5 protein-coding genes are annotated in these 12,619 nt (G+C 68.0%); 3 read left to right on the top strand and 2 right to left on the bottom strand.

Features of this window, described 5'->3' with window-relative positions; all coding sequences use genetic code 11:
• The first annotated feature begins 138 nt into the window (after positions 1-138).
• On the top strand, positions 139-1,560 hold the full coding sequence (locus LWW89_RS04135) for a diguanylate cyclase (protein WP_293261516.1): 1,422 nt from the start codon (positions 139-141) through the stop codon (positions 1,558-1,560).
• 94 nt (positions 1,561-1,654) lie between these two features.
• Here LWW89_RS04135 and LWW89_RS04130 read toward each other — a convergent pair whose 3' ends face one another.
• Positions 1,655-2,140 carry a WbuC family cupin fold metalloprotein gene (locus tag LWW89_RS04130; protein WP_293261513.1) on the bottom strand — a complete coding sequence of 162 codons (486 nt, stop codon included), beginning with the start codon at positions 2,138-2,140 and terminating at the stop codon, positions 1,655-1,657.
• A gap of 304 nt (positions 2,141-2,444) precedes the next feature.
• On the bottom strand, positions 2,445-10,442 hold the full coding sequence (locus LWW89_RS04125) for an autotransporter-associated beta strand repeat-containing protein (RefSeq protein ID WP_293261510.1): 7,998 nt from the start codon (positions 10,440-10,442) through the stop codon (positions 2,445-2,447).
• A 103-nt stretch (positions 10,443-10,545) separates the two neighbouring features.
• Between LWW89_RS04125 and LWW89_RS04120 the strand changes: the two genes are divergently transcribed.
• Together LWW89_RS04120 and LWW89_RS04115 are read left to right on the top strand one after the other, a co-directional pair.
• Entirely contained in the window at positions 10,546-11,526 is a 981-nt protein-coding gene (locus LWW89_RS04120) for a helix-turn-helix domain-containing protein (protein ID WP_293261507.1), read from the top strand.
• A 208-nt stretch (positions 11,527-11,734) separates the two neighbouring features.
• Positions 11,735-12,544 (top strand): GGDEF domain-containing protein, encoded by an 810-nt coding sequence (locus LWW89_RS04115; RefSeq protein WP_293261504.1) that lies wholly within the window; start codon positions 11,735-11,737, stop codon positions 12,542-12,544.
• Positions 12,545-12,619 lie beyond the last annotated feature (75 nt).

Raw genomic sequence — 12,619 nt, 5'->3', positions numbered from 1 at the left:
TGGGGGCCGTCGCCGGCAAGGGCCGCCGGTATTCCGGGCAACACGGCCACCGGCCACCGTTCGCGCGGAGGCGGTTTGGCGTTGCCCGCCCCGGCAAATCCCACGGGGATCCGTCCCCTCTTCGTATTCGAGTCCGCAATGAACCCGTCACCCGCCATCCTCTCTCCCTTGCCGTCCGTCCCTTCCCGCCCGGCGACCCCCGAGGCGGAATGGCTGGACATCGCGGCCCGTACCCCGGATGCCTGCCGTCAGGCCGTGGCGGCGGTGGTGCGCGAGCACGGGCCGGAGCTGGCGGCCCATTTCTACGGGGCCATGATGGCCGACCGCGATGCGGCCCATTTTCTCGACCACACCATCGTCAACGAGCGCCTGCGCGGTTCCATGACCCGCTGGCTGGAAGAGGTCTTCGCCCAGGAGCTGCGCGACGAGGCCCAGGCTGCCGCCGTGGTGGCCCACCAGCGCCACGTTGGCGAGGTCCATGCCCGCATCCGTCTGCCCATCTACCTGGTGGCCCGGGGTGCCCGGGTGCTCAAGGCCGCCATTTATTCCCGCCTGGCGGAGCGGAACCTGTCGCCCCAGGACCACCTGCGCGCCCTGCCTTACGTGGGGCAGGTGATGGATCTGGCGCTGGAACTGATGAGCGCCGCCTTCGTGCGCAACTCGGAGCGCAGCGCCAGGGCCGACGAGGCCTACCGGCTGTTCTCCCTGGGCCAGAACATGTCGGTGGAGCGGGAGCGGCAGCGCTCGGTGCTGCTCGAATGGGGGCAAGAGGTGCTGTTCATGCTGCACCGGCCGAGCAGCCGGGCGGTGCTGCCCAACCTGGCCCATTCCGAGTTCGGCCTGTGGCTCAACCACAAGGCGCGCATGATGTTCGAGGGCTCGGAGGAACTGGGCCAGATCCAGGACATCGTGGAGCGGGTCGACAGCGCCCTGCTGCCCCAGCTGCGGGTGGCCGATCCGGCGGCGCCTCAGCTTAACGCCCTGGTGGGGGAGTTCTACGGCGAACTGGACAGCCTGAAGTTTCTGCTCTCATCCCTGTTCGAGCGCTACCTGGAGGTGGAAAACGGCCGGGACGCCCTGACCCGGCTGCTCAACCGGCGCTTCCTGCCCTCGGTGCTGAGCCGGGAAATCGCCCTGTACCGGGGGGAGAGCCAGGGGTTCGCCCTGCTGCTGCTGGACATCGACCACTTCAAGAACATCAACGACGGCTACGGCCACGACGCCGGGGACGCGGTGCTGCAACAGGCCTCCGCCCTGGTGCTCAACGCCGTGCGCAGCGGCGATTTCGTCTTCCGCTACGGCGGCGAGGAAATCCTGGTGATCCTGGTGGAGGTGAACGCCGATGCCGCCCTGCGCATCGCCGAGGGCATCCGGCAGAAGTTCGATGCCGGCGAATTCCTCATCAGCGACGGGCGGACCCTGCACGTCACCGTTAGCGCTGGCGTGGCCCAGTTCGACGGCCACCCGGACTACCAGTACCTGATCAACCGGGCCGACGCGGCCCTCTACGCTGCCAAGCAGCAGGGTCGCAACCGGGTCTGCCAGGCGACGGCGGGGTAGGGCGGCAAGGGGGCCGCAAGGGGCGGGGCCTTCCGCCCTGTTTCCGCTTTTCCCCTTTTTCCTGGGCTTTTTCCTTTTGCCTGTTCTGGACCGATCAGTCCCGGGGCAGGGTGTCACCCACCTGGGCCGTGGCGTACCAGGCCAGGGTGGCGTTCACCGCATCGGCCGGGGCGTCGGCCGACGGCGACCAGGACGCGTAGTCCGCGTCGAGAATAGGCTGATAGGGCCCGTGCTTGACCTCGAAGATCACCCCGCCCACGTCCAGGGACAGCACCGCGTGCCAGCCGCCGGCGGGCGTTTCCAGGGTCAGGGCGCCCTCACCCAGCACGCTGCGCCGCGTCACCGTGCCGGCCTCGTCGAAATGCAGCACCACGAAGCGGCCGCGCAGGGGGTAGAGCAATTCCCAGGTATGGGGATGGCGGTGGGGGCGGACGTAGGTGTCCGGCTCCATGGCGATGGCCAGGCGCTGGATCGGGTCGTCCAGCTGGGGGTGCAGGTTGAGGTTGGCGCGGCGGCGGGGAGAAGCCTGGGCCTGGGCTGACAGGGCGTCGAGCTGCTGGGGAGTGATCTGTTGCACCATGATTACGCGGGAAGTAGGGGGTGAGGGCGTCGGCGAACGGCGGGGCGCCATTCTGCCCCCGTCCCGGAGCGGCGTGAAGGGCGGGGGCGGCCGGCCCGATGAGTGCCGCAGGTACCGGGACGTGCCAAACCATTTTCCGCCTGCGCCGCAAAGGGCTGATGCGGCGAGGCGGGGAGGCCGGCAGGACCAGGCCCCAGGCAGGTGCGGTCGACGAGACCGACACCCCCCGTTACGCCTCGCGGTGGCCGTGCCGTTGCCGGGGCGGGCGATCATTGCCGAGCCTCCCCAACGCGGCCTGCCCCGATTAGAACTCCATGTTGAAGCCAACCTTCACGCCGTGTTCCCGTGCGCCGGACGCCAGTTGGCCGACATAAGAGGCTCCCAGCGTTGCATTGGACGTGAGCCTGAAATCCAGCCCGGCTTCGAACACTGCGCTATTCCTGGCGATGGGCGTTCCCGCAATGCCGAAGTCGTTGCCGCCGGAAGCGAAGCGCAGCGTCGATTCCGGCGTGGCGCCGCCGAACGCATGGCGCCAGCCGAGGGTGCCGGCCAGCCGGGCCCTGCTCGTGCCGAGCGCGACCTGGGTTGCGGCGCGCAGCCCCAGTGTCGAGAACGTCGCATCGGTGGTCGTCGCGCCGGTCCGCAGTGCCGTCGCGCCACCCCGTTCGGTGAAGCCGTCCGTGCGCAGGTTCGTGTGGGCCAGGTTGGCGAAAGGTTCGAGCACGGCCTGGCGGCCCCGCATCCGATAGCCGAGTTCGCCGAAGACCTGCACCGTGCGGGCACGGTAATCCGCCTTCAGGTTGTCCGTGAAACCGGGGATGGCCACGGTGCGCGAGGTCGAAAGATCGTGCCGGGTCCAGGCCGCGCCGGTGCGGAAGGAAAGGGCGTCCCATTGTGCGCCGCCGTACAGGCCGAGGTGATAGTTGTCACTGTGGCCGTTCGAGCGGCGGTCGCTCGTATCGAAACCCGTGCGGCCGATGCCGGCCACGGCGCCGAAGCGCCAGTCGCCCACCGGGCTGTCGGTACCGATGAAGATTCCCTGACTGTCGTGCTTGAGCCGTGCGGCATTGCCGTCGCCATCGATGCGCCCCCAGGAACCGTAGCCTTGCGTCCAGAGCACCGGACCGGCATGAACGGCGGCGGGCAGCACGGGCACGTCGCCCAGGGCCGCGACCTTGATCGGCTCGGCGGTTTGCGCTCCCAGAATGTCGAAGGCGCCGCGCAGGCGGTCGGTCATGGCGTTCTGCACGTGGCGGCCGTTTTCGATCAGCGCCGACTTTGCCGACGTATGGACCTCGCCCGACAGAAGGTCGAAGGCGGCGCGCGCCTGGTCGGCCGAAAAGCCCACCACCGCGGCGGCGAGCGCATTGTCGGCCCCGAGGCTTTCGACGCCGCTACCCGCAGCAGCCTGGTTGCGCGTGGCGCCGATGGCGGCGAAGGCGGTGGCGTTGCGGGTGAGGGTCAGCGTCACGTCGTTGGTGTCGTAGCTGAGCGTGGGCGTGAGAAAGGCGAAATTGGACGTCACGCCATCGAAGGTGCCGGTGCGCCCGCCTGCGGCGGTGAGGATCGTGTAGGTAGTGGAGGGGGCATAGTCGCCGGCCCCCGCCAGCACCCGCACCGTGCCGCCGTTGATCGTTGCCGTGCCGGCGGCGACGATCTTGTCGGACTGGCCGGCCGCGTTCACTTCGACCTCGTAGATCGAACCGGGATTGAAGTCGACGCTGGCGACGTTGAGGGTGCCGATGGAATTGCCCGGCGCGACGGTGCCGGTGACGACGGTGTCACCGACCGTGCCGTTGCCTTGCAGGCGGCCCGCCGCCAGCACGTTCAATGTCCCGCCGAGCTGGCCGTTGACGGAGAGGGTGCCCTTTTCGACCATGGTCGATCCGGTGAAGCCGCTGGAATCGCCGGTCAGGTTGGTCCGGCCCGAACCGGTCTGCCGAATTGCGCCATTGCCCGAGATCTCGCCGTCGAACGTCAGCATGTCGCTGCGGTTGAACGCCAGGGTGCCGCCGTTCGCCACGTTGCCGACGATGGAGCCGGCGGTGCCGCCGTTGCCGATCTGCAAGGTGCCGCCGGTGATGGCGGTGCCACCGGTGTACGTGTTGGCGCCGGTCAGGACCAGGGTGCCGTCGCCGGCCTTGGTCAGGGATTTGCCGTCCCAGGCGCCGCTGGCATCCTGGTTGCCGAGGGCCGCGCCCAAGGTGAAGCGGTCGCCGGCGCCGGCCAGGGTGAAGGTGCCGGCTGCCTGGTTGCCTGCGTTCCAGGTCAGGTTGTAGGTGGCGAGGTACTGCTTGCCGTCGCCCGACTTCCGGGTGGCGAGGGACAGGTAATCCACGGTTCCGGCGGCGCCGCCGATGGTCACGGTGCCGAAATCGCCGGTGATGCCGGAGGCGGTGTCGATCAGCACCTTGTCGAGCTGGTTGGCATCGTCGATGCCGCTGAGGTTGAAGGCGACGCCGGTGCCGAGGCTGAGGCGGTTGGCGTGTAGCGACGAGCCGCTCGCGGTGGTGGTGATCGCCAGCGCGGTGTTGTCGGCGAAGGTGACGTCCTGGGCGACGCTCACGGTCGCCGGTGTGCGGATGGCGAGCCCGCCGCCGATCACGTCGATCCGGCCGCCGAGGGTGTTGGTGCTGCCTGCCGAGGTGCCATCGCCAAATTGCAGCGTGCCGGCCTCGACCGTCGTGTTGCCGGTGTACGCGTTGCTGCCGGTCAGAACCGTTGTTCCCCCGATCTGGCGGACGGCGCCCGTGCCGGAGATCGCCCCGTCGAGTACCCAAAGGCCGTCACGGTTGAAGGCGAGGGTACCGTTGTTGACGACGTTCCCTGCGAGTAATCCCCAAGGGCCGCCGTTGCCGATCTGCAAGGTGCCGCCGCTGATCGTGGTGCCGCCGCTGTAGGTATTGGTGCCGGTCAGGATTGTCGTGCCGTCGCCGACCTGGTGGACGGCGCCGTTACCGGAGATGGCGCCGGCGAACGTCAGCGCGTCGCTGCGGTTGAAGACAAGGGCGCCGTTGTTGACGACGTCCCCTTTGATCGAACCCGCGGTGCCACCGTTGCCGATCTGCAAGGTGCCGCCGCCGATCGTGGTGCCGCCGGTGTAGGTGTTGTCGTTGGTCAGCGTCGTCGTGCCGCTGCCGCGCTGGTTGACGGCGATGTTGCCCGTGATGAGCGAGGAGAAGGTGATGGCATCCGTCTGGTTGAAGTTCAGCGTGCCGCTGCCGGTGCCGGTTTCAAGTCGGTCCGCAGCCACCGTGCCTGCGGTCGTCGGTGAGGAAAGGTCGTAAGCGCCGATGTTGAGCGTGCCGGTGCTGGAGCCCGCGCCGAAAACCAGCTTGCTGGGGCTGCCCCCCGTCACGAGTTTCCAGGTTCCGCCGTTCGCCACGGTGACGACGGCGGAACTGGACGCGTCGACGCCGAGGAAACCCCAGGTGCTGCTGACCGTGCCGCCGTTTTCGATCGTCAGGGTGCCCTTGCCCGCATTGCCCACCAGCAGCTCGCCGGCATTCGTCCAGGTGGAACCGCTACCCGTCACGGTGACGGCGCCGGTGCCGCTGACGCGGTCGCCGATGATGCCGCCGCTGCTTTCGACCTTGCCCCCCTTCTCGATGACGAGGGTTCCGTGCGCTTCGAGGCCGACCGTAAGGTTCTGCGCATTCCAGGCAGAGCCGCTGCCCGTCACGGTAACGAGGCCGGTGCCGGTGCTGACAGCGCCGACATAGCTGGTGGCGCCGATATAGCTGGCGGCGCTGCCGACCGTACCGCTGTTTTCGATGGTGAGCGTGCCGTTGCCGTGACTGCCGACATACAGATCGCCGTTCGTCCAGGTGGAACCATTGCCTGTCACGACGACACTACCGTTGGCGACGTGGGCGTAGCCGACGATGCCGGTGGCGTTATTGACCTTGCCGCTGTTTTCGATCCTGAGCGTGCCGTTGCCCAAATGACCGACATACAGATTGTCCGCATTCATCCAGGCGGAGCCGGCGCCCGTCACGGTGACGGCGCCGGCGCTGCCGACGGACATGCCTATGTAGCCCCTCTCGCCGCTGACCGCACCGCCGCTTTCGATCCTGAGTGTGCCGTTGCCAAAATTGCCGACATACAGGGCCTTCCCATTCGTCCAGGTGGCGTTGGCGCCTGTCACGGTGACGGCGCCGGTACTGCCGGCGCCTTGGCCGATGCTGCCGAGGAAGTCGTTGACCGTGCCGTTGCGGATGACCAGGGCGGCATTCTCGCCGCTGCTCTCGCCCACGATCAGATCTTTGGTTTGGTGGTCGATGCTACCGCCGTCGATCTCCAGCGTACCGCCCTTGACTGTCGTGCCGCCGGCGTAGGTGTTGGCACCGGTGAGGAGCAGGGTGCCCGCCCCAGACTTGGTCAGCGAACCGCTGCCGGAAATGGAGCCAGCGAATGTCAGCGCATCGCTGCGGTTGAAGGCCAGGGTGCCGTTATTGGCCACATCTCCCACGATGGAGCCGGAGGTGCCGCCATCGCCGATCTGCAAGGTGCCGCCGGTGATGGCGGTGCCGCCGGTGTAGGTGTTGGCGCCGGTCAGGATCAGGGTGCCGGCGCCGGCCTTGGTCAGGGATTTGCCGTCCCAGCCGGTTGCGCTGGCGGCCTGGTCGGCGAGGGCCGCGCCCACGGTGAAGCGGTCGTTGGCGCTGGCCAGGGTGAAGGTGCCGTGGGCCTGGCTGCCGGCGTTCCAGGTCAGTCCATAGGTGGCGAGATACTGCTTGCCGTCCGCCGACTTCCGGGTGGCGAGGGTGACGTAGTCCGCGGCTCCGGCGGCGCCGCCGATGGTCACGGTGCCGAAATCGCCGGCGATGCCGGAGGCGGTGTCGATCACTACTTTGTCGAGCTGGCTGAGGTCGTCGATGCCGCTGAGGTTGAAAAACACGCCAGTGCCGAGACTAAGGCGTTCGGCGCGCAGCGACGGGCCGTTCGTAGTGGTGATGATTCCCAGTTGGGTTTCGTCGGCGAATGCGACGTCTTTGGCAACGGTCACGGTTGCGGGCGTGTAGATGGCGAGCACGCTGCGCCCCCCCACGTCGATCCGACCGCCAAGCGTGTTGGCGCCACCTGCCGAGATGCCGTCACCGAATTGCAGTATGCCGTTCATGATGGTGGTGTCGCCGGTATAAGTGTTGGAGCCGGTCAGGATCGTCGCGCCGTGGATCTGGCGGACGGCGCCCGTGCCGGAGATCGAACCGGCGAGCGTGAGATCATCGTTGTGGTTGAAGGCGAGGGTGCCGTTGTTGACGATGTTTCCTGCGATGTTTCCTGTGATCGAGCCAACGGTGCCGCCGTTGCCGAGCTGCAAGGTGCCGCCGCTGATCGTGGTGCCGCCGGTGTAGGTATTTGTACCGGTGAGGATCGTGGTGCCGGAACCGATCTGGTGGACGGCGCCGGAACCTGAGATGGAACCGGCGAACGTCAGCGTATCGCTGCGGTTGAAGGCGAGGGTGCCGTCGTTGACGACGTTCCCTTGGATCGAACCCGAGGTGCCGCCATTGCCGAGCTGCAAGGTGCCGCCGCTGATAGTGGTGCCTTGCGTGTAGAAATTGTTGTCGGTCAGCGTCGTCGTGCCGCTGCCGCGCTGGTTGACGGCGATGTTGCCCGTGATGAGCGAGGAGAAGGTGATGGCGTCAGTCTGGTTGAAGTTCACCGCGCCGCCGACACCAGTGATGGGGTAGTCCACAATCACCGCGCCTGCAGTCGTCGGCGCGGAAAGGTCGTAAGCACCGATATTGAGTGTGCCTGTGCCCCAGAGGACCAGCCTGCTAACGTTCCAGGTTCCTCCGCTCGCCACGGTAACGACGGCGGAAGCGGAACTGGACGGGTTGGCCCCGATGGTGCCATCGATGCTATTGACCGTGCCGCCGTTTTCGATCGTGAGCGCGCCGTTGCCGGAGGAATTGCCGACATACAGATTGCCCGTATTCGTCCAGGTGGAGCCGCTGCCTGTCACGGTCACGGCGCCGGTGCCGGTGCTGCCGGCTTGGTCGCCGATGGTGCCATCCTGGTTGCGGACCTTGCCGCCGTTTTCGATCCTGAGCGTGCCGTTGCCGGAATTGCCGACATACAGGTTGCCCGTATTCGTCCAGGTAGAGCCGCTGCCCGTCACAGTGACGGCGCCTGTACCGTTGGCTTGGTTACCGATGATGCCGTCCTGGTTGAGGACCTTGCCACCGTTTTCGATCTTGAGCGTGCCGTTGCCGGAACTGCCGATATACAGGTAATCAGCATTCGTCCAGGTGGAGCCGCTGCCCGTCACGGTGACGGCGCCTGTACCGCTGGCTTGGTCACCGATGATGCCGTCCTTGTTCTCGACTCCGCCGCCGCTTTCGATCCTGAGCGTGCCGGCACCGTCGAGGCCGATATGCAGATTGCTACCATAGTTTCTCCAGTAGCCGCGGCTTGCCACGGTGACGACACCGGTGCTGCCCAGGCCTGCGCCGATGGCGCTATCCGTGCCGGCGTTGCCGGCCACGTGACCATAGTTCTCGATGGTGAGCGTGCCGTTGCCCATATCGCCGACGTATAGGGCGCCCTTATTCATCCAGCGGGATTCTGTGCCAGTCACGGTGACGCTGCCGGTACTGCCGGCAGCGTGGCCGATGGCACCGCTGTCGCTGGCGACGGAACCGCCGTCTTCGATCGTCAAGGTGCCATTGCCCTCATTCCCGACCTTCAGGCTGCCTGTGCTTGTCCACCACGAAGTGCGGCCCGTCACGGTGGCGCTGCCGCTACTGCCGGCGTCGGTGCCGATGCTGCCATTGCGGTTTGTGACACGGCCGGAGGCGATGACGAGGCTGGCGTCGCCAACGCTCAGGTCGGCGTCGGCGTGGTTGACCTTGAAGCCGGCGCCTTCGATCTTCAAGGTACCGCCGCTCACCGTGGTGCCGCCGGTGTAGCTGTTGCCGGCGTCGCTGTTATTGCCCGTCAGCGTCACCGTGCCCGTGCCGGTCTTGGTCAGCGAGCCGTCGCCGGAAATGACGCCGCTGTAGCTGCCGTCGAAGGTTTGGTCGAAGACGAGGCCGCGGTTGCCCGGGCCGCTGGCGAAGGTGACGTTTCCCTGGATGCTGTCGGTATCGCCCTTCAACGTGCCGTTGTCCACCGACCAGTTCTGGTTGCCGCTGCCGGTCAGCGTCCAGGTGCTGGCGCCGGTTTTCTCGAAGGCGTTGAAGCCGCGATATTGGGCCGAGTCGCCGATCTGCGACACGTCGAACGCGTCATTGTTTGCGCCGCCCAAGGCCAGCGTGTTGACGCCGCCCGCTGGGACGGACGACACCTGGACGTTGCCGACGATGGTCGAGCCCTGCCGCACTTCCAGCCGGTTGCCGTCGCCGAATAGCGAGATGGCGTCGGCCCGGCCGCCGTTTCCCATGCCGCCCTCGATATGCCCGGAATTGACGATGGTGACGCCGCCACCGGCCGCACCGAGAATGCCGGCGCCGCCGGTTCCGGATGGGGCGAAGCTCGGTTCGCCGGCAAGGTCGAAGCCCATACCGCCGTTCCCGCCGGCGCCGCCCGTCACGCTGCCTGTCACGTTGACGGTGCCCGCAGCCTGCATCGCCACGCCCGCGCCGCCGTTGCCGCCGCTGCCACCGCCTCCGGGGCCGGAGACCGGGGTGGGGGGCATACCGCCCCCACCCGCGCCGCCGTCGCCGCCCTTTACCTCACCCGCCACGTCGAGCGTACCCGTGGCCTGCATCGCCACACCCGCGCCGCCGTTGCCGCCGCCGCCACCGTTGCCGCCGCCGCCGCCGTCGCTCATGAGGGAGGCACTGCCGCCCGCGCCGCCCGCGCCGCCCGTCACGTCGGCCGTCACGGAAGTGCCCGCGGCCTGCATCACCACGCCTGCGCCGCCACCGCCGCCGCCGCCGGTGCCGCTGATGAAGAAGTAATCCCCACCCATACCGCCTTGGCCCCCCGTCATCGGCGATGAGACGTCGCCGTTTGCGACGGCTTCATATCCGCCGCCGCCGCCGCTGCCCAAGAAACCATTGTCGCCGTTCGGCTTACCCGGAGTTCCGGCCGCGCCTCCAGCTTCCCCCGCACTGGAACTGCCGCCGCTCATGCCGGCACTGCCGCCGGCGCCTCCGTTGCCTCCGCCCGCGCCGCCGGCCGCCTGCTGCGCCTGTGCCAGCGGTGTCGCCATACCGAGCGTGAGTGCCAGCGCGGCGGCCACCAGTGCCGTTTTTCCATGGTTGCCCTTGCCGCGTCTGCGGGCGGTTTCGGGGGCAGGGACATAGCGTTGGGTCTGGTCGTTCCAGACGAGCCGGTAGGTGCGGTTCATGTTCTTTTCCCTGGGAGGACAAAGGCATGAATTCTGGGTATCCTGTCCCTCCCCGTCTCGGCTGGCAGCGCACGGCCGATACGACTTTCCGCGCACCCATCCCATGGAATCCGTCTTCACGACTGACGATCTTCCCGAGAGCGAACGCTTCGCCTTCTGGCGCGACGAAGTGCTGCGCCAGACCGGCTGCATGCTCGACGTCGATGCCGAGGGGGCCAGTCTGTTCCACACGGCCCTGCGCACGCGTGTGCTCGGCGACAGCGTGCTCGGCGTGCATCGAACCAGCGCTTCCCGCGTCACCCGGGGCCGGCCGCAGATCGCCCGCTGCGACAACGATACGTGCGCCCTGGTGCTGCAAATGGGCGGGCGTCTCCATTTCCGTCATAACGGGGGCGACCTTTCCGTCGGTCGCGGCGACATGTTCCTGGTGGACAATGCCTCGCCCTGGGATTGCCGGCAGTCCGACGGCAACCGGGGCCTCTGGATCAACTTTCCCCGGGCCGGCCTGGTGTCGCGCCTGCCCCGTCTGCCCTCGATCGCCCGGCTTGGCCGGCAGCAGCGCCTCAACGGACTGCTGGACAGCTTTTTGCGCAGCATGGCCCCGCCGAATCCGCCCCTGCCCGCCGAGCAGGGAAATGCCCTGTCCGGCCATTTCATGGATTTGCTGGCGCTGGCCCTCGGGAATTGCGAAGCCGTCGACGAGGACTCTGGCGAGAGCGTTACGGATGCGCTGAAGGCGGCCCGTCTTCCCGCCATCGACGACTTTGTCGAGGCCCACCTCGGCGACCCCCGCCTGACCCCGGAGAGGGTGGCGGCCCGCTTCGGCATTTCCACCCGCTACCTGCACCGGCTTTTCGAGGAGCGGGGGCTCAGTTTTTCCCGCTGGCTGCTCGGCCGGCGCCTGGAGCGGTGCCGCCGCGATCTGGCTTCCCCATCCCTGGCCTTGCGCAGCATCACGGAAATCGCCTTCCACTGGGGATTCAACGACCTGACCCACTTCGGCCGCCGCTTCCGCGAAGCCTATGGCATGACGCCGCGGGACTGGCGGCAGTCGGCAGCCCAGGATGCCGCCGGGCTGGAGTGAGGGGCCGCGCTGGGATCGATGGACGCCGGCAGTGCCGGACGTTGCCGCGTGTTGCATCCGAAATGAATTTTGTCGCGCTTGGGAGTTCCAATGCCCAAGGCCCCGAGTAGGGGGCGGGAGCGCGGTCATGGGGAATGGGCATCCGGGCCCGGGGGCGATGGCCCTGGGCGAAAGCGGGCAAGGCAGGGCAGGGCGGCGGCCCGGCTGGGTGCCGTCTTGGTTGGCCGGCGCCCTGGCCTGGGTCGAGCCTTTCGCCGCGTTGCCGCCCTGGCTGCGCCGCCGGGGCGCCGTGGCCCTGGGGCTGGGCGTAGCGGCCCTGGCTCTTCTGGCCGGACTGCTGGCCGGCGGCGATGGGTTGGTGCCCGGCGCGGCGCATGCCGTGCTGGCGGCGACCCTGCTGCTGGCGGCCGCTTCCCTGGCGTTGCTCGTGACGGCGCTATTGCGTCAGCAGCACCTGTACCGCGAACTGGCCGGGCGGCTGCGGGAAGCGGGGGGCATGGATCTGCTTACCGGTGTGGCTGGCCGCAGCCGTTTTGCCGAGGCGGTGGAGCGGGAGTACGGCCGCTTTCGCCGTTATGAGCAGCCAGTGGCGGCGATCTGCCTCCAAGTGGATTTTTTCAACCGCCTGGCCGACGCCTATGGCGAGGACATGGCCGACCGGCTGCTGGTGCGGCTTGCGGCCCTGGTGCGGCAGGAATTGCGCGATAGCGACCTGGTGGGGCGCTTGGGGGAATGCGAGTTCGCCGCCTTGCTGCCGGGGGTCGATTCGGACGGCGCGAGTACGCCGGCGACCCGCATCTGCGAAGGGGCGGCCCGTCTCTGCCTGCCTAGCGACCTGGGAGATCTGCGCTTTACCGTGAGCGTCGGCGTCACCCATTTCCAGCACCGTGACCGGGATGGTCAGGCCCTGTTGCGCCGGGCCAAGGTGGCCCTGGGGGCGGCGGTGTTCGCCGGACGCAACCGGGTGGCCCTGTCCGACGGCGTGCTGCTTTTCCCGCAGCGGGAGAAAACGCGGTAGGACTGATGCGCCGCCGCCGTCGCCGGAAGCATGGAAGGGCGATGGCAGTGGCGGGAGTGCAGGAAGCGGCGGTGA

The organism is Oryzomicrobium sp. (assembly GCF_021287045.1).
Taxonomy (GTDB): domain Bacteria; phylum Pseudomonadota; class Gammaproteobacteria; order Burkholderiales; family Rhodocyclaceae; genus Oryzomicrobium.
The sequence above is the reverse complement of the archived record's forward strand: the minus strand, read 5'-3'. Positions and strand labels throughout refer to the sequence as shown.

Coding starts and splice junctions, on each gene's coding strand:
- LWW89_RS04135 (WP_293261516.1), top strand. CDS start 139: ATGAACCCGTCACCCGCCATCCTCTCTCCCTTGCCGTCCGTCCCTTCC.
- LWW89_RS04120 (WP_293261507.1), top strand. CDS start 10,546: ATGGAATCCGTCTTCACGACTGACGATCTTCCCGAGAGCGAACGCTTC.
- LWW89_RS04130 (WP_293261513.1), bottom strand. CDS start 2,140: ATGGTGCAACAGATCACTCCCCAGCAGCTCGACGCCCTGTCAGCCCAG.
- LWW89_RS04125 (WP_293261510.1), bottom strand. CDS start 10,442: ATGAACCGCACCTACCGGCTCGTCTGGAACGACCAGACCCAACGCTAT.